The sequence below is a fragment of the Nocardia sp. CA-084685 genome, from assembly GCF_050955785.1.
Lineage (GTDB): Bacteria > Actinomycetota > Actinomycetes > Mycobacteriales > Mycobacteriaceae > Nocardia.
This window is the reverse complement of the sequence record NZ_CP192094.1, coordinates 6,672,448-6,695,570: the sequence shown is the minus strand read 5'-3', so window position 1 is coordinate 6,695,570 and position 23,123 is coordinate 6,672,448. Positions and strand designations below refer to the sequence as shown.

Annotated in this window: 22 protein-coding genes and 3 pseudogenes; 16 read left to right on the top strand and 9 right to left on the bottom strand. The window is 66.1% G+C overall.

The window, feature by feature from the left end; genetic code table 11:
- Nucleotides 1-20: 20 nt before the first annotated feature.
- The gene (locus ACQP2U_RS29945) at nucleotides 21-566 is read right to left on the bottom strand and encodes a DUF2165 domain-containing protein (protein WP_433710532.1); all 546 of its coding nucleotides are present in this window, start codon (nucleotides 564-566) and stop codon (nucleotides 21-23) included.
- Nucleotides 567-929: 363 nt separating this feature from the next.
- Complete coding sequence (locus ACQP2U_RS29940) at nucleotides 930-1,241, bottom strand: hypothetical protein (RefSeq protein ID WP_433710531.1); 312 nt, start codon at nucleotides 1,239-1,241, stop codon at nucleotides 930-932.
- Nucleotides 1,242-1,792: 551 nt separating this feature from the next.
- Between ACQP2U_RS29940 and ACQP2U_RS29935 the strand changes: the two are divergent.
- The 4 genes and pseudogenes from ACQP2U_RS29935 to ACQP2U_RS29920 form a co-directional block, all read left to right on the top strand.
- A pseudogene (locus ACQP2U_RS29935) lies at nucleotides 1,793-1,879 on the top strand (DNA-binding response regulator); the annotation flags it as partial.
- 13 nt (nucleotides 1,880-1,892) lie between these two features.
- Nucleotides 1,893-3,062 (top strand): annotated as a pseudogene (locus ACQP2U_RS29930) (sensor histidine kinase); the annotation flags it as partial.
- Nucleotides 3,063-3,133: 71 nt separating this feature from the next.
- The gene (locus ACQP2U_RS29925; RefSeq protein WP_433710530.1) at nucleotides 3,134-5,152 is read left to right on the top strand and encodes an ArnT family glycosyltransferase; all 2,019 of its coding nucleotides are present in this window, start codon (nucleotides 3,134-3,136) and stop codon (nucleotides 5,150-5,152) included.
- Nucleotides 5,153-5,296: 144 nt separating this feature from the next.
- Nucleotides 5,297-5,755 carry a MarR family winged helix-turn-helix transcriptional regulator gene (locus ACQP2U_RS29920; protein WP_433710529.1) on the top strand — a complete coding sequence of 153 codons (459 nt, stop codon included), beginning with the start codon at nucleotides 5,297-5,299 and terminating at the stop codon, nucleotides 5,753-5,755.
- Here ACQP2U_RS29920 and ACQP2U_RS29915 read toward each other — a convergent pair whose 3' ends face one another.
- On the bottom strand, nucleotides 5,756-7,288 hold the full coding sequence (locus ACQP2U_RS29915) for an AMP-binding protein (protein WP_433710528.1): 1,533 nt from the start codon (nucleotides 7,286-7,288) through the stop codon (nucleotides 5,756-5,758).
- A 147-nt stretch (nucleotides 7,289-7,435) separates the two neighbouring features.
- Here ACQP2U_RS29915 and ACQP2U_RS29910 point away from each other — a divergent pair, with 147 nt between their 5' ends.
- Nucleotides 7,436-8,152, top strand: coding sequence for an enoyl-CoA hydratase/isomerase family protein (locus tag ACQP2U_RS29910; RefSeq protein WP_433710527.1), 717 nt, complete (start codon nucleotides 7,436-7,438; stop codon nucleotides 8,150-8,152).
- A 4-nt stretch (nucleotides 8,153-8,156) separates the two neighbouring features.
- On the opposite strand, the gene ACQP2U_RS29905 is transcribed toward ACQP2U_RS29910, so the two are convergent.
- Nucleotides 8,157-9,071, bottom strand: coding sequence for an LLM class F420-dependent oxidoreductase (locus ACQP2U_RS29905; protein ID WP_433710526.1), 915 nt, complete (start codon nucleotides 9,069-9,071; stop codon nucleotides 8,157-8,159).
- 187 nt (nucleotides 9,072-9,258) lie between these two features.
- On the opposite strand from ACQP2U_RS29905, the gene ACQP2U_RS29900 reads away from it, so the two are divergent.
- The 3 genes from ACQP2U_RS29900 (at nucleotide 9,259) to ACQP2U_RS29890 (ending at nucleotide 12,268) form a co-directional block, all read left to right on the top strand.
- Nucleotides 9,259-9,516, top strand: coding sequence for an adenylyl-sulfate kinase (locus ACQP2U_RS29900; RefSeq protein WP_433710525.1), 258 nt, complete (start codon nucleotides 9,259-9,261; stop codon nucleotides 9,514-9,516).
- 62 nt (nucleotides 9,517-9,578) lie between these two features.
- Complete coding sequence (locus ACQP2U_RS29895) at nucleotides 9,579-10,295, top strand: 3'(2'),5'-bisphosphate nucleotidase CysQ (RefSeq protein WP_433710524.1); 717 nt, start codon at nucleotides 9,579-9,581, stop codon at nucleotides 10,293-10,295.
- A 29-nt stretch (nucleotides 10,296-10,324) separates the two neighbouring features.
- On the top strand, nucleotides 10,325-12,268 hold the full coding sequence (locus ACQP2U_RS29890; RefSeq protein WP_433710523.1) for a sensor histidine kinase: 1,944 nt from the start codon (nucleotides 10,325-10,327) through the stop codon (nucleotides 12,266-12,268).
- 7 nt (nucleotides 12,269-12,275) lie between these two features.
- On the opposite strand, the gene ACQP2U_RS29885 is transcribed toward ACQP2U_RS29890, so the two are convergent.
- From ACQP2U_RS29885 to ACQP2U_RS29870, 4 genes are read right to left on the bottom strand one after another with little or no spacing between them, the layout of a single operon-like run.
- Nucleotides 12,276-12,485 (bottom strand): hypothetical protein, encoded by a 210-nt coding sequence (locus ACQP2U_RS29885; protein WP_433710522.1) that lies wholly within the window; start codon nucleotides 12,483-12,485, stop codon nucleotides 12,276-12,278.
- Between the two features lie 9 nt (nucleotides 12,486-12,494).
- On the bottom strand, nucleotides 12,495-13,379 hold the full coding sequence (locus tag ACQP2U_RS29880; protein WP_433710521.1) for an NAD(P)-dependent oxidoreductase: 885 nt from the start codon (nucleotides 13,377-13,379) through the stop codon (nucleotides 12,495-12,497).
- The gene (gene pcaC, locus ACQP2U_RS29875; protein WP_433710520.1) at nucleotides 13,372-13,767 is read right to left on the bottom strand and encodes a 4-carboxymuconolactone decarboxylase; all 396 of its coding nucleotides are present in this window, start codon (nucleotides 13,765-13,767) and stop codon (nucleotides 13,372-13,374) included. Before pcaC ends, ACQP2U_RS29880 begins: the two co-directional genes overlap by 8 nt.
- A 22-nt stretch (nucleotides 13,768-13,789) precedes the next feature.
- Nucleotides 13,790-14,623: an SDR family oxidoreductase gene (locus ACQP2U_RS29870; RefSeq protein WP_433710519.1), complete on the bottom strand. Its 834-nt coding sequence runs from the start codon at nucleotides 14,621-14,623 to the stop codon at nucleotides 13,790-13,792.
- An 86-nt stretch (nucleotides 14,624-14,709) separates the two neighbouring features.
- Here ACQP2U_RS29870 and ACQP2U_RS29865 point away from each other — a divergent pair, with 86 nt between their 5' ends.
- From ACQP2U_RS29865 to ACQP2U_RS29845, 5 genes and pseudogenes are all read left to right on the top strand, one after another.
- Complete coding sequence (locus tag ACQP2U_RS29865) at nucleotides 14,710-16,287, top strand: methylmalonyl-CoA mutase family protein (RefSeq protein ID WP_433710518.1); 1,578 nt, start codon at nucleotides 14,710-14,712, stop codon at nucleotides 16,285-16,287.
- Nucleotides 16,287-16,664, top strand: a pseudogene (locus ACQP2U_RS29860) (cobalamin B12-binding domain-containing protein); the annotation flags it as partial. The gene ACQP2U_RS29865 and the pseudogene ACQP2U_RS29860, both read left to right, overlap by 1 nt.
- Nucleotides 16,665-16,862: 198 nt before the next feature.
- Nucleotides 16,863-17,819 carry an LLM class F420-dependent oxidoreductase gene (locus ACQP2U_RS29855; protein WP_433710517.1) on the top strand — a complete coding sequence of 319 codons (957 nt, stop codon included), beginning with the start codon at nucleotides 16,863-16,865 and terminating at the stop codon, nucleotides 17,817-17,819.
- A gap of 41 nt (nucleotides 17,820-17,860) precedes the next feature.
- Nucleotides 17,861-18,901, top strand: coding sequence for a CaiB/BaiF CoA transferase family protein (locus ACQP2U_RS29850; RefSeq protein ID WP_433716618.1), 1,041 nt, complete (start codon nucleotides 17,861-17,863; stop codon nucleotides 18,899-18,901).
- A 180-nt stretch (nucleotides 18,902-19,081) separates the two neighbouring features.
- Entirely contained in the window at nucleotides 19,082-19,492 is a 411-nt protein-coding gene (locus ACQP2U_RS29845) for a group I truncated hemoglobin (protein WP_433710516.1), read from the top strand.
- 298 nt (nucleotides 19,493-19,790) lie between these two features.
- On the opposite strand, the gene ACQP2U_RS29840 is transcribed toward ACQP2U_RS29845, so the two are convergent.
- Entirely contained in the window at nucleotides 19,791-20,741 is a 951-nt protein-coding gene (locus ACQP2U_RS29840) for a sigma-70 family RNA polymerase sigma factor (RefSeq protein WP_433710515.1), read from the bottom strand.
- Between the two features lie 121 nt (nucleotides 20,742-20,862).
- Here ACQP2U_RS29840 and ACQP2U_RS29835 point away from each other — a divergent pair, with 121 nt between their 5' ends.
- The 3 genes from ACQP2U_RS29835 to ACQP2U_RS29825 all read left to right on the top strand — a co-directional run bounded on the left by ACQP2U_RS29835 (nucleotide 20,863) and on the right by ACQP2U_RS29825 (nucleotide 23,066).
- Entirely contained in the window at nucleotides 20,863-21,261 is a 399-nt protein-coding gene (locus ACQP2U_RS29835; protein WP_433710514.1) for an SgcJ/EcaC family oxidoreductase, read from the top strand.
- A 357-nt stretch (nucleotides 21,262-21,618) separates the two neighbouring features.
- Complete coding sequence (locus ACQP2U_RS29830; RefSeq protein WP_433710513.1) at nucleotides 21,619-22,014, top strand: ectoine synthase; 396 nt, start codon at nucleotides 21,619-21,621, stop codon at nucleotides 22,012-22,014.
- Nucleotides 22,011-23,066 (top strand): threonine aldolase family protein, encoded by a 1,056-nt coding sequence (locus ACQP2U_RS29825; protein ID WP_433710512.1) that lies wholly within the window; start codon nucleotides 22,011-22,013, stop codon nucleotides 23,064-23,066. Before ACQP2U_RS29830 ends, ACQP2U_RS29825 begins: the two co-directional genes overlap by 4 nt.
- Nucleotides 23,067-23,123 lie beyond the last annotated feature (57 nt).

Here is a 23,123-nt window from a genome sequence, read left to right as displayed (position 1 = left end):
CCTGGACGAAACGTCTTCTGCTACGGCTGCTCTCGGGTTTCGGATCGGCTCGACATGTGCACGAGGATGAGTCCGATGGCGGCGATGAGGAAGTTCTGCAGCGCCGCTGACGTGGCGTTCACCTGTTTGTTGGCCCACATCCGGAACCACTCGCCGCCGATGGTGAGGAAGCCGCCCGCGAACAGCAGCACGGCCATGGTCCAGCCGAGACTCGACAACTTCGCTGCGAGTGCGGATCTGGCCGAGTTCCGGCCGAACAGCGCCCACCAGCCGGTCGCTGCACCCGCGAGCAGCACGAAGCCGGTCAGATACTCCCAGGTAACGATAAGTATGTAGGCGATAAGGATGACCGTGCTGTTGGTGATGGCATGCCAGTCGGTACCGGAGTGGTGAATCGTGGCCTGCATCGACAGCACCGCTTGCACACCGCGCCGATTGGTATCGGTGTCGATACAGTTGGTGACCGCCACGATCAGGTAGTACAACGCGGTAATCGATGCCAGCACCGTCACGGCCGTATCCCTGCTCCCGGCCACATCCAGGAACCGCTTACCGCTCAGACCCATATCCGCCACCTCGGTCGATTGGCACAAGACTTCGATACAGCCGCCTGCGACTCCGAGCGACCGCCCGAGCCATCATACTTCACTCCCACAACTCGAAATGCCATGATCCACAAGGCCTTCGACACACCCTAAACCTCCCGCGATCAAGATCAGGTGGAATCTGCGGCGGCATCGGTCGAGAACCAACGCCACCAGTGCCACGTGATCTTGATCGGGGGTTGCCGCTGCGGGGTCGGCGGTCGCGGGATTTCGGTGGGCGGATGATTCGTCGCGACTACTCGCCGGTGCCGATGAAGGCGCGGCGGTGGGCTGTTGAGTCCATCGCCGCGCTTATGTCATCGGGGTGTGTTGGGGCGCAGGGGATTACTGGCCGGACTGGCACTGCGGTGGCGGGCCTTGCGGGTGGTCGCCGGGCGGCGGGCCCTGGTGGTCACCGGGGGGCGGGCCCTGGTGGTCGCCGGGGGGCGGGCCGTCCGGGTGGTCGCCGGGGGGCGGGCCGTCCGGGTGGTCGCCGGGAGGTGGGCCCTGCGGGTGATCGCCAGGAGGCTGGCACTGCTGTCCGGGCACCGGTTCCTGTTGTCCGTCGGCGCTCGCCGCACCGGCTCCGATGCCGAGCATGCCGAGCGCGACGGCACCGGCCGCCGCGGTCACTGCCAGCTTCGATGTGAAACTCATCTGCATTCCTCCTGTTGTCGGATCAGATCCGAAACCGTCGGCCGCTTGTCCGCGCCGACCCCGAGAATCGTTGAGGCCCAACATTTGACCATCGTTGGCGGAACTTAAGTGCCAGCTGTGAACCGACCGGTTGCCGCTTCGGCTCCGCCGACCGCCCCTGCCCGCTCCGGACGTACCATCGCCCAACTGGCGGGCCCGCCGCCTGCTCGGCTGGGGCTGCCGCTTGCCTGGCTCGGGCTGCCGCTTGCCTGGCTGGGGCTGCCGCTCATTGACCGCGGCAAGGGTCTTCTTGGTGGACCAGGTGCCCGTCTGCACGGGCTCTGGTGCGCCCCAGACCCTGTCGGGTTCCGTTGGCGGCTGTTGCGTGGGATGACTCACGGTGCTCCTTGCGGTGCGGACCGGATGAATACTCGGATCCGAACCGTGGCCCGCCTGTCTTGGAGTCGGCCATGCGCGAGTTCTGGATCGGCTGGGTATGGGCTCACAGCTGACACACAGATTCGGCACAGCTACCGCCTAGCGTCCGCGGTCATGGTAGGACGATGTCCGCGATGAGCGTCGGGAACGGCCCGGCCGAACGAGTAGTCATGTGCCGCGCCGACGGCAGCCCCATCAGCGTGCTGGTCGTCGACGACGAGCAGTGTCACCAAGGCGGGCCGGATCGGTGCCGACGGCACGCAGCGTCCGCTCTCGCATACCGCACAACAGCAGCTCGCCGCAGTACCGGCCAACGGGAAGCCGGTCGACCTCGCGCTCGACGGTCAGGGCCGCTATCGGGTGGTCGCGGATGCGGCGTGGTCGGGTGAGATCGTTGTCACCGGTATGCCGTTGACCGCTGTCGAGGCCACCCTGCTGCGCGTCTTGCTGATCCTGGGGATCGTCACGGCGATCGTGTCGATCATCGCGATCACGGTCGGCATCTGGCTCATCCGGCACGCGCTCGCGCCCCTGGATCGAGTCGCCGCGACGGCCGTGCGGGTGGCCGATCTGGAACTGGATCGCGGCGAAGTCGTACTGCCCGTTCGGGTTCCGGCCGCGGATGCCGATCCGCGCACCGAGGTCGGTCAGCTCGGTTCGGCGGTGAACCGGATGCTCGATCACATCACCAGTGCGTTGTCGGCGCGGCACGACAGCGAGACCCGGGTCCGGCAATTCCTCGCCGATGCCAGTCACGAGCTGCGCACACCGCTGGCCGCTATTCGCGGCTATGCCGAACTGGCACAACGCAAACGGGCGGAGGTGCCCGGCGAGGTGGCCTATGCCATGGGCCGCGTCGACTCCGAATCCCGGCGCATGACCGGTCTTGTCGAGGACATGCTGTTGCTCGCGCGGTTGGATTCCGGACGTGGGCTCGAACACGAGTCGGTGGATCTGACTCAGCTCACGGTGGACGCGGTGAGCGACGCGCATATCGCCGGCCCCGAACACCGCTGGGATCTGGAGTTGCCCAACGAGCCGGTCGTGACGACGGGTGACGCGGCCCGGTTGCATCAGGTGCTCGCCAATCTGCTGACCAACGCGCGCGTCCACACCGGTCCCAGCACCACGGTGCTCACGACGCTGGAATCCAATGGCGACGGGGGAGCCGTGTGGCGCGTCACCGACGACGGACCCGGCATCCCGGAAGCCTCGCAGCCGCTGGTCTTTCAGCGTTTCGCCCGCGGTGACTCGTCGCGCTCCCGACGAGCGGGCAGCACCGGTCTCGGGCTGGCGATAGTCGCGGCTGTCGTCAAGGCACACGGCGGCGATATCTGCGTCGAGAGTGCGCCCGGCCGCACCGAATTCACCGTGCGCCTGCCTGGTGCCACAGCCGCGACCTGAGTGCTGCGCCACACAGCGAACTCACAGTTACGGCAGAGCCTGCAACTACCTCCGGCCGCGACGATCGAAGCATGACAACGACATTGCTGGAAGCTCCAGCCGCCCCGGCCGTCGAGCCACTGGATGCGCGGCCAGCCGGGCGCGGCTCGCTGGCGCGGCGGGTACCGCTCGCCATGCTGCTCATAGCGACGGCACTGCTGTACATCTGGAATCTCGCTGCCAGCGGCTGGGCCAACGACTTCTACGCCGCCGCGGTGCAGGCGGGCACGCAGAGCTGGAAGGCGCTGCTGTTCGGTTCGCTGGATTCGGGCAACGCCATCACTGTCGACAAACCACCCGCATCGCTGTGGGTCATGGGCTTGTCCGGCAGGCTGCTCGGCTTCAGTTCGTTTTCCATGCTGCTGCCCCAAGCCCTGATGGGAGTCGCATCGGTCGGCTTGGTATATGCCGCGGTACGCCGCTGGACCGGCACGGCCGCCGGATTGCTCGCGGGCACCGCGCTCGCCCTGACACCCGTTGCGGCACTGATGTTCCGGTTCAACAACCCGGACGCACTGCTGGTGCTGTTGCTCGTCCTCGCGGCCTACTGCACGGTCCGCGCGACCGAGCACGGTAGTGGACGCTGGCTCGTATTGGCCGGTGCGGCAGTGGGATTCGGCTTCCTCACCAAGATGATGCAGGCCTTCCTGGTGCTGCCCGCACTCGGACTGGTGTTCCTGGTCGCCGCACCGATCGGTTTCTGGCGTCGCATGGCCAAGCTCCTCGCCGCCTTCGTGGCAATGGTGATTTCGGGTGGCTGGTTCGTCGCCCTGGTCAGCCTGTGGCCCGCTGACTCACGCCCCTACATCGGCGGCTCGACCGACAACAGCCTGCTCGACCTCGCTCTCGGCTACAACGGTCTCGGTCGTGTTCTCGGCGGTGAGGGCAATGGTGGTGGTGGCAACACCGGCTTCGGCGGCAGCACCGGGATCACCCGATTGTTCGGAGCCTCGATGGGCACCGAAATTTCCTGGCTGCTACCCGCTGCCTTGATCGGTCTGGTGGCTGGTCTGTGGTTCACCCGTCGCACCCCGCGGACCGGACGCACGCGCGCGGGCTTGGTGCTGTGGGGCGGTTGGCTGCTCGCCACCGGTGTCGTCTTCAGCTATATGCAGGGCACCATGCACCCGTACTACACCGTCGCCCTCGCTCCGGCGATCGCGGCGCTGATCGGTATCGCGGTGGTCGAGTTGTGGCGCGACCGCCAATTCGTCACGGCGCGTATCGCACTCGCGGCGATGTCCGCCTCGACCGGCATCTGGAATTTCATCCTGCTCGACCGCACACCCGACTGGTACTCGGCGCTGCGCTGGATCGTGCTGATCGGTTCGATCGTGGTCGCCGCCGTCGTCGCCGTGGGCGCACACCAACTCGGCAGGTTTACGGCAGTCGTTGCCATCGCCGGGCTGCTGTTCGGCCTCGCGGGGACCACCGCGTACGCGATCGAGACCGCGGCGACCGCGCATTCCGGTTCCATTCCGACCTCCGGCCCGGCCATTGCGGGTAAGGGGATGGGTATGGGCGGAGGGGGAGCGGCCCCTAATGGTTCCGGCGAATCAGGAACCGGTGCACCGTCATTCGATGGCGCGGTAGCTGGACAAGCGGGTGCCGAGCAAACGGGTGCCGCAGCACGGGCCGGTGCCGAGCAGGCAGGGGCCGACGCGACCGCCGAACGAGACGCCGCAGGGACGGGCGGCTCGAATTCGTCCAACACCGCACTACAGGAGTTGGTGCGCAAAACCGACACCCGCTGGGCCGCTGCGGCGGTGGGTTCGATGTCGGCGAGTGGACTCGAATTGTCCACCGGCGCTTCGATTATGGCGATCGGCGGTTTCACCGGCAGCGACAATTCGCCGACGCTGGCGCAATTCCAGCAGTATATCGCCAATGGCGATATCGCCTACTTCATCGCGGGCGGCGGTATGGGCGCAGGCCCGGGCGGCGGATCCAATAGCAGCGCAACCGAAATCACCGCATGGGTCAAGGCGCACTACACCGCCATCACGGTCGGCGGCAGCACGGTCTACGACCTGAGCCAGCCCACCTCCTGACCTTCACCACCCGAGGCGCGCCTTTCGACGGACATAGCGTGTATAATACATGTCACGTGTAGGGCGCACATTCAAGGGTGTAGCGCACGTCGTGTGTGATACACATGCGTCATAGGCGACGCGCATATCGGCAGAAGGGTCGGGATGGACAAGCCCACGCATTTGATCGAGTTCGAGACCATGCTGCTCGGCCGGTACAGCCTGGCGTCTCGGCGCGGTGCCAGTCGCATGGAACGCAGTGCCTACACCCTGCTCAATCGACTGCACGGCGAAGGTCCGATGTCCATCGGTCAGCTCAGCGAGGCGCTGGGATTGGAAGCGTCCACGCTGCGTCGGCAAACCGCCGCGATGATGCGCGCGGGTCTGATCGAACGGATCCCGGACCCCGAGGGCGGCATGGCTCGACTGTTCCGCATCACCGCCGAGGGCGGTCGCCAACTCGACTCCGACCGCACGAAGAGCGTCCGCGATCTGGACAACATCATGGCCGACTGGTCGCCCGACGATGTCGCCGCCTTCGCGGCCTATCTCGAACGGTTCAATACCGATATCGAGCGCTACCATGGCCGTCCCTGGCCGCGGCATTCCACCATCAGCCGCTGATCACGCCTCACGAAGACGCTGCCTGATCCGGTACTTCTGCACCTTGCCGCTCGGGGTGCGCGGAAAGTCCTCGACGACCAGGAGCTGCTCCGGCCATTTCTGCTTGGCCAAGCCCGCCTCGGCGAAATGCGCTTGTAGATCCGCCAGCGTCGGGGCGTTCGAACCCGGATGCAGTCGCACCACGGCGGCCACATGCTCGCCGAGCCGGGGGTCCGGCGCCGCTACAGCAACGGCCTCGGCGACCACAGGCATGGTCAGCAGGACTTCCTCGACCTCGAGGGCGCTGATGTTCTCACCGCCGCGAATGATCAGGTCGGAGGTGCGATCGGTAATGGTGAGGAACCCGTCCTCGTCGAGTACGCCGATATCCCCGGTGTGATACCAGCCTTCCTCGTCGAAAACCTTCGCGGTGAGCGCCTCATCGGTGTAGCCGAGACACAGATCCGGTCCGCGACTGAGGATTTCGCCGTCCTCGATGATCCGGATCTCGACGCCGGGCTGCGGATCGCCGTCGGTATATAGCCGCTTGGGCTCCGGGGCAGTGCAATCGGAGGCGGTGATCGAGGGGTGTTCGGTGCTGCCGTAGGAGCGATAGACGATGAGGCCGAGTTCGGTCAGCCGCTCGGTGACCGAGCTCGGCACCGATGCGCCGCCCATGCCCGCGTACTTCATGTGCAGCAGATGTTCGGCGGTGAAGTCGGGATGATCGACCAGGCTGGTGAGGTAGTAGGGCACGCCGCCCGCGACGGTGATGCCGTAGGTGGTCATCAGGGTCAGGATCTGTTCCGGATTCCAGGTGTCGACCAGGTTGACCGCGATGCCGTCCCGGATCGGAATGAGGAAGGCATTGAGCATGCCGATGAAATGGCCGACCGGCGCGGCGGTGATCTGCGGACCGAGATCGGCCGGGTAGTGCTCGGCCAGCTGGCGGGTCTCGCAGCCGAGCGTTTGATGACTGTGGATTACGCCCTTGGGTGCGCGGGTAGTGCCGGAGGTGAAGGCGATCAGCGCTGGACCGGCGGGGTCGACCTCGACGACCCCGGCGAACGGGTCCTCATCGAGCAGATTGTCGAAGGTGCGGCCTACGACGCCGACGATCGGCACATCCGCGTAGACGGCCGGGTCGTAGTCGATCGAACCGAATCGGTCGGTGGTGACGAAGACGCGCGGACGTACCGCCCCCAGGATGTAGCCGACCTCTCGAGGTCCGTAGATATGCACGATAGGAACCACGGTCGCGCCGAGAAAGGTTGCGGCCCAGAAGGTTGCCGCGGCCTCCATCCAGTTGGGCAGCTGGAAGGACACCACATCACCGGGACCGACACCCCGCTTGTGCAACCCCCTGGCCAGTCGGCGGGCGACCAGTTCCACATCACGGAAGGTTCCGGTATAGGGCCGGACCGCCGAATGCACGCGGAACCGGGCATCGGGGGCGGCGGCCAGACCGCGGGCAAGCAGGTCGCCGAGCGAATCGCGGGTCCACCACCCTTCGGCTTCGTAGCGTTCGACCAGTTCGGCGGGGATTGTGCGCATATGGACTCCAAGTACCCGGCGCGCGGGCACGAGTCGGCCACACCCGCGGCGCTGTCGGGTGGTTATGGGATGAGTGTCGGGGGCTGCCGCTCCGAATATACTATTCTCCAGAAAGTAGAATACCAATATCTGAATTGGAGAACTGACATGGTGGAGCTCGAGCTGAGCGACGGGCTTGCGGTCGTCACCATCGACCGCCCGCAGGCGCGCAATGCCATCGCGCCGGAGACGATGGAGCAGCTCGAGAAGGCGCTCGATGCGGCAGAGGGGGCTCGCGCGCTGGTCATCCGTGGCGCCGGCGACAAGGCGTTCGTCTCGGGCGGAGATCTCAAGCAGCTCGGCGCGATTCGTACCCTGGAAGCCGCCGAAGAGATGGCCTGGCGGATGCGGGGCATCTGTGATCGCCTCGCGGCCTTCCCGGCGCCGGTGATCGCCGCGATGAACGGCCACGCCTTCGGTGGTGGCGCCGAAGTCGCGGTCGCCGCGGATATCCGGGTCGCCGCCGACGACATCAAGATCGCATTCAACCAGGTTGCGCTGGCAATCATGCCCGCATGGGGTGGTGCCGAGCGGTTGAGCGCATTGGTCGGTCGCAGCCGAGCGCTGCTGCTCGCGGGTTCGGGCACTGTGCTCGACGCCGCCGACGCCGAACGCCTCGGCCTGGTGGACCGGGTGCTGCCTCGTGCGTCGTTCGAGGAGGGGTGGCTGGCGCTGGCTCGGTCGCTGGCCAACCCCTCCGCGGGTGAGATCAAGCGGGTGTTGTCCGGGGTTTCCGCCGCGGAGGCTGTGAATGCCTTTGCGCACCTGTGGGTTTCGGACGAGCACTGGGCGGCGGCGGATAAGGTGCTGAACCGGCCGCGCTGATCGCCTAAGAACCGGGAGCGCTCGTGTACGTCGCGCCGAATTCGGCGATGAAGTCGAAGGTCGCGGCGGCCTCGCGCGTGCGGCAGGAGACGACGACCCAGTCGACGCCGGCCTTGGCCAATGCCGCGAATGCCTCGCGGTGCCGGTCGGCATCGACCGCCGGGGTGCCGATGGTCGCGTCCGGATAGGAGTAGACCAGATCGATGTGCTCGCTTCGGTCTGCCTCCTGTGCCGCCGATCGCACCTCGGCCATCTTGGCGGCGAGCTGGTCGAGTGTGCCGAGTTCCGGTGTGCGCGCCGTGCTGCTCAGCTCCGCGCCGCCGGTCATCGGGATCCAGCCCTGGGCGCGCGCGGCGACCCGACGGCGGCTCAGCTTCGAATTGCCACCGATCCAGATCGGGATCGGATTCTGCACCGGCCGCGGCCGGGCGATCACATCACGGGCGCTGAAATGGCGACCCTGGTAGCTGAACGGCTCGCCGCTCCAATGCAGCGCCAGCACGTCCAGCGCTTCGTCGAATAGTGCGTTGCGCTCATCGAAATCGACTCCGAGAGCGTGGAATTCACTCTTCTGATAGCCCGTGCCGAGACCGATGATCGCCCGTCCATCCGACAGCTTGTCCAGCGTTGCCGCGGCTTTGGCCAGCAGGAACGGATTGCGGTATGGCAGGACCGCGAGATAGGTGATCAGTCGCAGGCGTTCGGTCACACCGGCGACGTAGCCGAGCGCGACGAACGGATCAAGCGTCTGATGTCCGCCGGAAGCCAGCCATCGAGCGCCCGGAATTGGATGCTCACTCAAAGACAAACCGTCGAAGCCGGACCTTTCGGCCGCGATCGCCACATCGCGCAGTGCGCCGACGTCGAGCATGTCACCGTCGTAGCCGGTGGTCTCTGGGTAATGCAGGATGAATCGCATCGGTGGGTGGTCCTCCCTGTGCCCTGCGCGCGGCGGGGTCGAGGCGTGCGAGTGCTCGCGACCGGAAAGGACCGCGCAGGCCAAGAATCACATTTCCGGTAAATGAGAACCGTACTCTTCAGCGCTGTGCACCGGCAAGCTGCTCCCCGCCGTTCGGGTCCCAGCGCTGCTCGGCCGAGAACGTCGCATGCCAGCTGCCCGATGTGGTCAGCGCGTATGTGCGCGTTCATCCTCGCCGATCGCTTCACCCCGGACCCTGTCGCCGCGGGCATGCTGCGGCGGGCGAACGATATCCGTTGGCGTAGCAGCCCGCGACCGAAAAGGCTTGTATGCCAAGGCTCGTTGCGGCGAACTGCTCAACTTCACTGGAATCGACTCACCGTATGAGACGCCGCTCGCACCTGGATGCCAGCGGTGCGTAAACCCCCGAGACGCTGGCCGATAAGGTCATCGAGCGCCTGCGACAGGCAGGCATACTCGATCCCGCCATCGGACAGTAGGGAAGTAATGGACGATCACACGCTGGCAGCGGTGCTGGCCGAGGAAGCAGGCGAACTCCTGCTCGATATCCGCTCCGAAGGCGGCGCGGTCGGCGACCGGAAGTCCAATACCCTGCTGCTGGACCGGCTGCGGGAGGCGCGTCCCGAGGACATCGTGCTGTCGGAGGAAAGTCCGGACGACCCGAGCCGCATCGAACGGTCCCGGGTGTGGATCATCGACCCGCTCGACGGCACACGGGAATACGGCGAACCGCCGCGTGTGGACTGGGCCGTGCATGTCGCCCTCGCGGTCGACGGCCGAGCCGTGGTCGGGGCGGTGGCACTGCCCGCTGCGGGACTGGTCCTACACACCGGGCAACCGCCCGCGCTGCTAGCGCCGCAATCCGGTCCCATCCGGGTGGCCGTATCGCGGAGTCGGCTCTCCGAGAACGTCGCGCATCTGATGGCCGAACTGTCGGCGACGCCGGTGCCGATGGGGTCGGCCGGCGCCAAGGCGATGGCCGTCGTGCGCGGGACCGCCGATGTCTACGCCCATTCCGGCGGTCAATACGAATGGGATTCGTGCGCCCCGGTCGCCGTCGCGGCGGCGGCCGGACTGCACGTCTCGCGCCTCGACGGCACACCGCTGCGCTACAACCGCCCCGACCCCTACCTGCCTGATCTACTCATCTGCCGCCCGGAACTGCGCGACACCGTGCTGGCTGCCATCCGTTCGAGAATGTAATTCTCTAAAATGTAAGCTATATTATCGCGGTGTTGAAGGCTCGGTTCCGCGGCATCCGGACGAGGATCCTTGTTATTGCGCTGGTGCCCAGCCTGCTACTGATCTGCCTCGGGGTGGGTACCTCGGTCTATCTGTTCAATGACGCGCGGCACGCGGAGGACTTCGCTCGCACGCTGGACAGTCATCTCACCCCGACACGCGAATTGGTCCTCGCCGTGCAACAGGAGCGACTGCTGTCGGTATCGCAGCTGGCCGGTGAGGTCGTCGATCCCGGTGCGTTGGTCGCTGCGAGGATGCGGTTCGATAGCGCGCTGAATACGCTGGCAGCCACCGAAGTCGAATTCCAACGCGTTGGCGGCAGCGCGATGGGGAACGTGGTGGCGGCCTTCGAAGAGTTGAAGACTCGGTTACCGGAGCTGCGCAGTGCGATCGACGCCGGTCGGCTTCCGGTCGCCGACACCTACGACTTTTACTGCCGACTATTGGACGGCATGGACGAGGGATCGGCGACGATCGGACAATTCGCTCCGGACGCGGCCACCGGCTCCGAACTCACCCGCAATCTCGAGCTGTTGCACGTGGTCGAATCCATGTCGCGCGCCAGCGCGCTGACCGCGGCGGCCGTCCGCCCGCGGGGCCTGCCGCCGAACCTGTCCGCCGAATACCGCAACCTGGTGAGTTACTACCACGTCGAGATGGCGCGATTGGCAACCGAACTCGACGCCGCCCACGCGCAACGCGCTGCGGACCTCACCGCTTCGCCGGCCTGGCAGCAGGTCAGCGCGGTGGAAAACGCCATTGTCGAGGTGCGGTCGACAAGTGCACCGCGGTTGCCGATCAGCGTCGCGCAGTGGCGCGCGGCCGCGGACGAGGTGAGCCAGCGGTTGGTGACTCTGTGGGTGGGGCACGCCAAACAGGGCCAACAGCACGCCGCCGACGCGGGTGCCCGGCACGCGCGCGACTCGTTGCTGGTCGCGAGTGTCGTGAGTACGGTCGCTGTGCTGGCGTTCCTGTTATCGCTGTGGCTGGCCAACCAGCTGATCGGACGCCTGAAACGCTTGCGCTCGGAAACGCTTGCGGTGGCGGAGGTTCGGTTGCCGCAAACCTTGCGTCGCCTGAACGACGGTGTGCGGATCGACCCGAAAACCGAAGCCGCACAATTGGATTTCGGTACCGACGAGATAGGTCAGGTCGCACAGGCATTCAATCGGGCGCACGGCGCCGCGGTCGCGGTCGCGGTCACCGAGGCGAATACCCGCGAGGGTGTGCGCGCGGTATTCAGCAATATCGCCCATCGCAGCCAGATCGTCGTGCACCGACAGCTGGAGATTCTCGACGCGGCCGAGCGACGACAGGAGGATCCGGCACTGCTGGAAACACTGTTCCAGCTCGACCATCTCGCCACCCGAGGACGTCGCAATGCCGAGAATCTGATCATCCTCGGTGGCGGCCGCCCTGGCCGACAGTGGCGACGTCCGGTCGCACTCGGCGATCTCGTCCGCGCCGCGATCGCCGAAACCGTTCAATACACCCGGGTGTATGCCAACGCCGGGCTGCCGTCGGTATTCGTCAACGGTGCGGTGGTAGCCGATCTCATCCATCTACTGGCCGAACTTGTCGACAATGCGACCGCGTTCTCGCCGCCGCAGTCGCGCGTGGATGTCAGCGGCACCCTGATCGACACGGGCGTTGTCGTGGTGATCAGCGATCAGGGCATGGGCATGTCGGATTCGGAACTCGAACGCGCCAACGAAATGCTCGCCGACCCACCGGGTTTCAGCGTCGCGACACTGTCGGCGGATTCTCGGCTCGGGCTGTTCGTGGTGGCGCGGTTGGGGATTCGGCACGGTATCTCGGTGCGTCTGACCGAATCCGACTACGGCGGCGTTCGCGCCATCGTCGTGATCCCGACGGCGGTGCTGGCGGCGGAGAACGCGGTCATTGCCGCGCCGACCACCGCGCAACCGTGGTGAATTCGAATCAATGGGAGCGGGCGTCGGTCATCGTGGTCAACGCCACCGGGCCGCTCCACCCGCACGGCTGCCCGCACGTGGCGACGAGTTGCGATTCGGTGGCGCCGTCGGCGAAGGTCTGGATCATCGCCGACGCGCTGGCCGGATACCCACAGCGCGGGCATTTGCCGAAGTAGTGCAGCACGTCGACGACCGAGAATCGGATGGGCGTATTCATGGATGGGCCTTAATGTTGCGCGGACTGCGCGTCCGCCCAGCGCGCGATATCGGTTTGGTCGGCGCTCGGTCCCAGGTCGGCCGCGGCGCGCGTCCACAGCTCGACGGCGCGCTCACCGAGTGCGGCCGATATACCGAGCGAAGCCGCCAGTTCGGTGGCGATGCGCATGTCCTTGAGCATGAGTCCGAGTGCGAATCCGGAATCGTAGGTTTTCGGCAGAATCGCCTGCGGGAACTTGAGTTCGGTCGCGGCACTGCGGCCGCTTGCGGAATTGATGGTCTCGATGATCACGGCGGGGTCCAGGCCGAAACGGCGTCCGGCCGCGACGCCCTCGGCGGCGGCGAGCAGGTTGACCGCGGCCAGCAGATTATTGATCGCCTTGACGGCATGACCGGCCCCCGATGCACCTATGTGGCGCAAACTGCCCAGCGGTGCCAGCACCGAATCAATGTGAGCGATAGTGTCTTTCGGGCCCCCGACCATGATGGTCAGGGTACCGTCCTTCGCCCCGCGCACACCGCCGGATACCGGCGCGTCGACCAACGTGATCCGACGCTCGGCCAGCGCCGCCGCCAGCCGCTGCGTCGACTCCGGTTCGGAGGAGCTCATATCGATCACGATCGCGTCGGGACCCAGGGCGGTCAGCACCTGTTCGTCGCCGAGTACGGATTCGACGACGGCGGAAGTGGGCAGCATGAGAATCAGGTGCGTGGCTCCGGCGGCGGCCGCGGTGGCGCTGGTCGCGACCCGTCCGCCGACAGCCGCCAAGCTCTCGCGTGCGGTGTGCGACGGATCGAATCCGACCACATCGAAACCCGCTGCTACCAACCGCCGTGACATTCGCGCGCCCATGGTGCCGAGGCCGAGGAAGGCGATGTGTCCACGTTCAGGCATCGGCGTGCTCCTCGAGAATCGGTCCGGCGATTCGGAAGGCCTCGACTCCGGCCGGGACGCCGGCATAGACCGTCGCGTGTAGCAGCACCTCCCGGATCTCATCTGGGGTGACGCCATTGGTCAAAGCGGCCCGCACATGGGTGGCGAATTCCGTGGAACGGTTCAGCGCGGTCAGCATTGCCACAGTGATCATCGACCGGTACCGGCGGTCCAGGCCGGGGCGGGTCCACACCGCGCCCCAACAGTATTCGGTCACCAGATCCTGCAGCGGCTCGGAGAATTCGGTGGCGGTGGCCAGCGCCCGGTCGACGTACTCAGCGCCGACGACCTCGCGGCGGATCTGTAACCCGGTCTCGTAGCGCGACCGTTGATCGGGATCGATTGTCATATCCGGCAATCCTTTCGGCGAATCAGTCGAGGAACAGATCAGGTGTCGGGTGCGCGCCGCCGCCGTAGCGAGACAGGTCCCGCACCCCGCCGAATCGCATCAACGCCTCGGCGTCGATGAAGCAGTTGCCGGTGATATCCCGCGCGGGCTGGGACACGATCTCCACCGCGGCATCGGCCATGATCTCCGGGCTTCGCGCGGACGCGAGTTGATTCGTACCGTCGTCGAGGTTGGCCACCGCGGAAGTGGCAATGAAGGTCTGCGGCCACAGACAGTTGAAAGCGATTGCGGCCTCGGCGAATTCGACAGCCCAGCCCTGCGAGAGCAGTGTCATTCCGTACTTCGACAGGGTGTAGACCGGGTGCGCGCCGAGCCACCGCGGGTTCATATTCACCGGCGGCGCGATGGTCAACACATGTGGGTTGGCCGAGTTGCGTAGGTGCGGCACACAGGAGTGGGTCAGCAGGAAGGTGCCGCGGATATTGATGTCCATCATCAGATCGAACGTCTTGGGCGCCAACCGCTCGGTCGGTTCGGTCGCGATGGCGCTGGCATTGTTCACGCAGATATCAATGCCGCCGAACTGTTCCAACGCGGTGCCAACGACCCGTTGCACATCCTCCTCGCGGCGCACGTCACCCACCACTGCGGCCGCCTTGCCGCCCGCGGCCTCGATTGCGGCCGCCGCGGTGTAGACGGTGCCGGGCAGTCGTGGATGCGGTTCGGCCGTCTTGGCCAGCAGCACCACGTTGGCGCCGCGCTGGGCGGCGGCGACCGCGATGGCCAGTCCGATACCGCGGCTGGCGCCGGAAATCACCATCGTGCGGTCGGTCAACGGTCGGTGCTGTTCGGGCATCGTGCTCCTCGGTGAACAGATTGTGAGAACTCACTCGCTTCAGATGGTATTGGCATTCTCTTTTTTGGCAAGTAGCGTATTCACTGATGAACGACCAAGTGCAGACCTCGTCCGGTATCCCGCTCGAACCGGTCTACGGACCGGACGACCGGCGTGCCGATCCGCCCCAGCCGGGCACATATCCCTTCACGCGTGGCAACTTCGCCTCCGGCTACCGGGGTCGGTTGTGGACGTTCCGGCAGTACTCGGGGTTCGGCACCGCCGAGGAATCCAACCGGCGCTATCGGTATCTGCTCGACCAGGGCGGTACCGGACTGTCGGTGGCATTGGATCTGCCGACTCAATGCGGCTACGACTCCGACGACCCGGAGGTGAGTGAGGAGGTCGGGCGGGTCGGCGTCGCCGTCGACACGCTCGCCGACGCCGAGGTGCTCTTCGACGGCATCCCGCTGGACAAGATCAGCACCAGCTTCACCATCAACGGCACCGCGGCGATCCTGTTGGCGTTCTACGTGGCGGCCGCGGAGAAAAAGGGGGTGCCGCGGGAAAAGCTCACCGGCACCATCCAGAACGACATCCTCAAGGAGTACGCCTCGCGCGGCACCTGGATCTGGCCACCGGAACCGTCGCTGCGATTGATCGCCGACACCATCGAGTTCTGCGCGGCCGAGGCGCCGCGATTCAACGCGATCTCGGTGGCGGGCGCGCACTTTCGCGATGCCGGGGCGACCGCGGTGCAGGAGATGGCCTTCACCCTCGCCGACGGCGTGACCTATTGCGACACCGTGGTGGAACGCGGCCGGATGACGATCGATCAATTCGCACCGCAGATTTCGTTCTTCTTCTACACCCATGGCGATTTCTTCGAGGAGATCGCGAAATACCGTGCGGGTCGGCGTCGTTGGGCCACGCTGGTGCGCGAGCGCTACGGCGCGAGTACGGACAAGGCGTCGATGTTCCGGTTCGGCTGTGTCGCCGGCGGCGCGTCGTTGTATGCGCCGCAGGCGCAGAACAATCTGGTGCGGGTCGCCTACGAGTCGATGGCCTCGGTACTCGGTGGGGTGCAGTCGATGTTCACCGCGGCGTGGGACGAGCCGTTCGCGTTGCCCAGTGAGGAGTCGGCGACGCTGGCGTTGCGCACCCAGCAGATCCTCGCCTACGAGACCGGTGTGACGCGGGTGGCCGATCCGCTGGGCGGCTCCTACTTCGTCGAGGCGCTCACCGACGCCACCGAGGAGCGCATCGTCGAGATCATGACCGATCTGGAGCGGCACGGCGGCATGGTGCGCTGCATCGAAGACGGTTATCTGCAGGGGTTGATCGCCGACGAGGCCTACCGGCTGCATCAGGAGGTCGAATCGGGTTCGCGTCCGGTGGTTGGGATGAATCGATTCGTCTCCGACGAACCCGCGCCCGATATCGGCACCTACGAACTCGACGCCAAAGGCCGGGAATTGCAGCTGAAACGCCTGGCTCGAGTGAAGGCCGAACGTGATCCGGCCGCGGTGCGCGCTTGTCTCACCGCTTTGTCGCATGCCGCCGAAGGAGACGGAAATCTGATGCACAACCTGATCGACTGCGCCAACGCGTACTGCACGGTCGGCGAGATGACCGCCGCACTGAAATCGGTATGGGGCGAATTCCAGCAGCCGGTGGTGTTCTGATGCCCGCGCGCGTACTGGTCGCCAAGCCGGGGTTGGACGGCCACGACCGCGGCGCCAAGATCGTCGCTCGCACGCTGCGCGATGCCGGATTCGAGGTCATCTACACCGGAATTCGGCAGCGCGTGGAGGACATCGTGTCGATCGCGTTGCAGGAAGACGTCGCCGTGGTCGGTTTGAGCATCCTGTCCGGCGCGCATGTGTCGATGACGACGCGCGTCGTGGACGCGCTGCGGGCCGCCGGTGCCGGGGATATCGCGGTGGTGGTCGGTGGCACCATTCCGCAGGCGGATGTGCCGCGTCTGCTGGAAGCCGGTGCGGCCGCGGTCTTTCCGACCGGTACCCCGCTGGAGACGCTGGTCACCGAGGTCCGCGCGCTGTGCTTACCCACCCCGTCGGCTCCGCCGACTGCCGTCCCCGAGTGCTTACCCACCCCGTCGGCTCCGCCGACTGCCGTCCCCGAGTGCTTACCCACCCCGTCGGCTCCGCCGACTGCCGTCCCCGAGACCGAAACCACGACACCGTCGTAATCCTGAGCGATAGCCGTCGTCTGAAAGAGCTTGGAAACTGGAGGAATCGTGCGAATCGGAGTGATGATCGGGCCGGAGAAGGGGGACTCCGCGCGCAAGCTCGCCAGGATGCTCGATGACATCGAATGGGCCGAAACCGCGGGACTGGACACCGCATGGATTCCGCAGATACCCACCGATTTCGACGCGCTGATCACCATCGCGCTGATGGGTATGAAGACCACCCGCATCGAATTGGGCACAGCGGTCGTGCCATTGCAGGCGCAGCATCCGATCGCTCTTGCCCGCCAGGCGCTTTCGGCGCAAGCCGCAGCCGGGGGTCGGCTCGCGCTCGGTGTCGGTCCCTCGCATCACTGGATCGTGCAGGACATGCTCGGGCTGCCCTATGCCAAACCGGCGGCCTACACCCGCGACTATCTGGACGTGCTGAATGCCGGTCTGCGTGGACCCGGCCAGGTCGATATCGAAAACGACAGCTTCACCGTGCACAATCCACTCGATCTCGGTCCGGTAGCGCCGGTGCCGGTGCTGATCGCCGCACTCGGGCCGGTCATGCTGCGCATCGCCGGGGAACAGGCCGACGGCACCATTCTGTGGATGGCCGACGAGCGCGCGGTGGCCGATCATGTCGTCCCGAAAATCACCAAGGCCGCCGCCGACGCCGGACGGCCCGCCCCACGCATCATCGCCGGGCTACCGGTGTGCCTGTGTGCGCCGTCGGAAGTCGACGAGGCGAAGGCGCGCGCCAACCGGATTCTCGGCGAAGCCGAGGTCTCGCCCAACTACCAGCGGCTGCTGGATCAAGGTTCGGCGCGCGATATCGGTGACATCTGCGTCGCGGGCGACGAACAGGCGATCGCGGCGGGACTGCGGCGCTTCGCCGACGCCGGTGCCACGGATCTGTCGGTGCGGTTGCTGCCCATCGGCGACACCCGCGACGAACTCATCGCCTCCAAGCGTCGAACCCGGGCGATGATCGCCGAACTGGCGAAGGAATTGCGGTGAGCGAGCCTCAGCGAGGCGCGATCGTGAGCCAGCCGGTGTCCATCGCGGCGGCCGGGCCGTTGACGGGGATCCGAATACTCGAGGTCGGCACCATGCTCGCCGGTCCCTACGCCACCATGATGCTCGCCGATCTCGGTGCCGAGGTGACCAAGATCGAACCGTCGACCGGGGAGATCTCACGCCAGGTCGGCGACTCCTATTTCGCCAGCCTCAACCGCGGCAAGCGCAGTATCCGACTCGAATTGGCCAGCACCGCCGGACAGCGTCGACTGGCCGAACTCGTCGCGCAATCCCATGCGCTGCTGGTGAATTTGAAGCCGTCGGCGATTCGTCGCCTCGGCCTGACCTACGACTCGCTGCGGCAATTCAACGAACGAATCGTGTGCGTGGCGATCACGGGATTCGGCTTGGACGGTGGTGACGACCCCGCCTTCGATTACGTGATCCAGGCGGCCGTCGGCATTGCGGCGATGACGGGCGATCCGGAGGGACCGCCCACGCTGCCTGGGTATTCCTCGGCCGACAACTCGACCGGTCTTACCGCCGCGCTCGGTTTGCTCGCTCAGATCGTCTCCGGTCGGGGCGGGCAGGTGGATGTCTCGCTGTACGAGGTGATGCTCTCGCAGCTGAACTACCATGCCTCGGCCTATCTCAACGACGGCAAACAACCGCAACGCCGAAAGTGCGGCGCACATTCGTATTACGTTCCAGCGCAGCTGTTTCCGACCGCAAACGGCCATCTTGCGCTGTTCATCACCCACGACGGTTTCTGGAAGGCCTTCGCCGCCGAGGCCGGTATCGACGGATTCCGGACGATGGCCGAGCGGGCGGCGCATCGCGACGACGTGCTCGCCGCGGTAGCCGCGGCCCTGGCCACTGATACCGCATCCAGCTGGGAATCTCGCCTGCGGCCGCTCGGCATTCCGGCGGCGGCCGTACGGACCCTGCCCGAGGCATTGGCCGCTACCCCCGAAACCGTAGTCACGGTAGGCGATTTCCGGTTGATCCGCAGTCCGATCCGGATAGCCGGATACCAGCCGCGATACAGGCCGCCGCCCGTTCTCGGGCAGCACGAGCAGTAGTCGTGCCGCTGGGCTCGGCGTGCCCGAAGGGCGGGATGAGTCAGGTTCGAAATATTGCTCACAGCTGCGGCAGCCTGCTGTGAGTTCCGTGAAATGTATCGGCCACTAATGGAAAACGGGCTGCGACCGCCGACTAACGCGACGGAAACCGACCGGTGCTGTTCTGAATACATGGAAATCATGTCATGGTTCAAGTCCAAGTCCGGCGCGGCCACGGTCGCCGAGCCCGGCACAATCTATGAGCAGATCGGGGGTCAGGAGGCGCTCGAGGCGGTAGTCGAGGACTTCTATGTCCGTGTCCTCGCCGACGAGCAGCTGGCGCCGTTCTTCACCGGTACGAATATGTCTCGGTTGAAGGGCCGTCAGGTCGAGTTCTTCTCCGCCGCGCTCGGCGGCCCGGGCCCCTACACCGGCGCCCCGATGAAGCAGGTGCATCAGGGCCGTGGCATCACGATGCACCATTTCACCCTCGTGGCCGGACATCTGACCGATGCGCTGACCGTCGCCGGGGTGCCGCCGGTGCTGGTGGAACAGATCATCGGCGCTATCGCCCCGCTGGCCGACGACATCGCATCCGGCTCGGCCTCCTAGTCATCGCGCTGACCCTGCCTCGTTGACCGCCGCCCAGGCTCGGTGAGCACAAGTTGTAGGCGTTCGGGATCGTAATGCCCTTACCTGGCAGGGAACACTGTGTGACCGGAGATGGGCAAGGGTCGCACCGCTTCGTCGGCAAGCCGAGGTATGCGACGTGGGCGATGCCTGAGAGCGACCACGACGCGGCGATCGACTGGATGATCGCGACTTTCCGAATCCGACGAATCCGGCGTGGCCGAGCTGAATTCGCCCACGAGCGGGTTCCGCGGACCGGCCCGGTGGAACCGACTGCGGCTCAGGGCAATCGCGGTGGCAGGTCGAAGAGTTGGAATACCTCCTCGACCTGGTAGGCGACCATATGCGTGATGCGGCCGCCGCCAATGGTGAAGACCTGCAAGGTGTGCAGCATGTAGCCGCTGTCGGCGTCGCGGACGTAGGCCGCCAAGGCGGGTCCGCCGTTGGCCCCGACCGGCACCAATTGCCAATCGGTGCCGCGGGTGTCGAAGACGCGGGCCATGAATCCGATGTAACCTTCGCGGCCGCGGTACCAATTGAGCATGGGCGGCATTTCCATGATCACGTCGTCGGCCAGCAGTTTCTCCAGCCCGGCCAGGTCGGCGTTCCGGAAGGCGGTGACGTAGCTGTCCAGGACGGCCCGCTGCTCCGCTCTCTCGGTGACTTCGTCCTCTCGAATTCCATTCTGGTTCAGCGCCTTCCGTGCCCGCTGCAACGCGCTGTTGACTGCCGCCGGTGTCATGTCCAGCGCCTGCGCCACCTGCGCTGTGGGCCAGTCGAGCGCCTCCCGTAGCACCAGTACCGCCCGCTGGCGCGCGGGCAACAGCTGCATGGCCGCGACCAGCGCCAGTCGCAGACTTCCCTGCGCCAGTGCGGCTTCCGATGGATCGACCAGCATGGAGTCCGGAATCGGCTGCAGCCAAGGGGTTTCCCCGCCGTGGACCAGTGCCTCGCGGGGATCGTCACCCGGTGCGTTGCCGAGGCCGGAGGGCATCGGCCTGCGCCCGCGCTGCTCCAGCGCGGTCAGGCAGGCATTGGTGGCGATCCGGTACAGCCAGGTCCGCATGCCAGCCCGGTTCTCGTCGTAGTCCGCTCGTGCCCGCCAGGCTCGCAACAGCGTCTCCTGCACCAGATCCTCGGCGTCCTGCACCGACCCGAGCATGCGATAGCAATGTGCGAGCAACTCCCGCCGATACCGGTCGGTGCCCGCCGCGAAATCCACGTCCGCCATGCCCTCAGCTCCTCGAAAACGCCCCACCGAACTTTTCTACACCGCGCGCGATGAATCGGGCACGGCCCGCCGGTAGGTACTCATGAGCCGTTCACCGCGGCCATGACCTCAGGAGGAAACCATGACCGACACCGCGATGCGCACCGACCGCGAGGCCGTCCTCGACGTGCTGAACAACCTCTACCGTGCCTGGGCGGCCAATGACGCCGATGCCTTCTTCGCCGACTACGACCCCGACGCCACCTCCATCCTGCGCGGCGTCTTCAACTCCGGCCGCGACGCCGTCCGAGACCGCATGGCCGCAGGTTTCGCCGGCCCGCTGCGCGGCTCGAAAACCGTGGACGAGCCCCAACTCGTCCGTTTCCCCACCCCCGACACCGCCATCGTGGTCAGCCGCAGCGCCGTCCTGATGGCAGGCGAAACCGAGCCACCCGCCGACCGCTGGGTCATGGCCACCTGGACGCTGATCCGCCGAGACGAGCGCTGGCTCCTCACCGCCTACCACAACTGCCCGGCCTAGTACTGCGAATGCACTGGGCGGTCCGGTGATTGGGTAGTTCGGTGCTGGCGGCGACGCCGCCAGCACCGAATCATGGCGCTCGAGCGGCTCGCGACCGGCGCGGGAGCCGCAGTCGACCTCGCCCTCTACATCGTCCGCCAGAAATGGGAGTCGATCCTAGCCGCTATCGAGACGTGTTCACCGCGCCCGAGCATCGGACACTCGGCGCTCGAACCTGGCATTGCTGGCCGGAAAGTCCGCTGTACACATGGCGCGATCTTGTTGGTGGGGGGCATTTCTGCCACTATCGCGGATGTCGAGCCAGCAGCCATGATCTTAATGTTCGCAAGAAACGCGCGAGACAAAGGAACGTACTCCATGATCGTCCGTTCACTGAAAGAGATCATGGGCACCGCACGAGAAGTGAAGGGCCCCACATGGAGCAGCCGTCGCTTGGTGCTCGCCCAGGAGAAGGTCGGGTTCTCCTTGAACGACACCGTGGTGGACGCGGGTGCCGAGATCAAGATGTGGTACGCCAACCACGTCGAGGCCGTCTACGTCATCGAGGGGCGGGGCGAACTGGTCGACGACGAGACCGGTGCAGAGCATCGTCTCGAGCCCGGGGTGATGTACTTGGTCGACGCACACCAGCATCACACTCTGCGCGCCCACACCCGGTTCCGCGCGGTCTGCGTGTTCAACCCGCCACTCACCGGCCGCGAGGTTCACGATGAGAACGGCGCCTTCCCACTGCTGACGGAAGAGGATCAGTGAGCGACACCTTTCCCGAGTCCGAGCCGCTGCGTGGTTTCGCCAGTGACAACAACGCCTCCGTGCACCCGGCCATCATGGCGGCGCTGGCCGCCGCCAACGAGGGCCACCAACCTGCCTACGGCGCGGACGTCCACACTGTTCGACTGCGCGAGCTGGTCAAGGGCCATTTCGGCGAGCGTGCCGATGTCTATCCGGTGTTCAACGGCAGTGGCGCCAATGTAGTTGGGCTGCAGGCGATGTGCGACCGGTGGAGCGCGGTGATCTGCCCGGAGTCCGCACACATCAACCTGGACGAGTGCGGCGCACCTGAGAAGGTGGCCGGGCTCAAACTGATTCCGGTATCCACCTCCGACGGCAAGCTGACGCCGGAGCTGCTCGACCGGTACGCATGGGGCTTCGGCGAGGAGCACCACGCCCAGCCGAAAGTCGTCTCGATCACCCAGAGCACCGAGCTCGGCACCCTCTACACACCCGGCGAGATCGCCGCGATCGGCGCGCTGGCGCGCGAGCGCGACATGCTCGTGCACGTGGACGGCGCCCGGCTGGCCAACGCGGCCGCCGCTCTCGACCTGCCGCTGCGCGCGTTCACCACCGACGCCGGGGTGGACGTGCTGTCGTTCGGCGGCACCAAGAATGGCTTGATGCTCGGCGAGGCGATCGTGGTGCTGAACCCGGACGCGGTGCGCGGCATGACGTACCTGCGTAAGGCGTCGATGCAGCTGGCCTCCAAGATGCGGTACGTGTCGGCCCAGCTCGTCGCCCTGCTGGAGGGCGACCTGTGGCTGCGCAACGCCCGGCACGCCAACGCGATGGCGGCCCGGCTGGCAACGGCCGTCGCCCGGGTGCCCGGCGTCGAGATCGTACGGCCGGTCCAGGCCAACGCCGTCTTCGCCATACTGCCCCCGGAAGTCACCGAGCGCCTGCAGAAACGGTTCCGCTTCCACACCTGGGACGAACGCACCGGCGAAGTCCGCTGGATGTGCTCATTCGACACCACCGCCCCCGACGTAGACGCCTTCGCCTCCGCCATAGCCCAAGAGGTCGCAGCCTGAAGGTTGCTGCTGCCGCGCACCGATTCGCGCGCCACGCATGCTTTCGACCGGCAAATT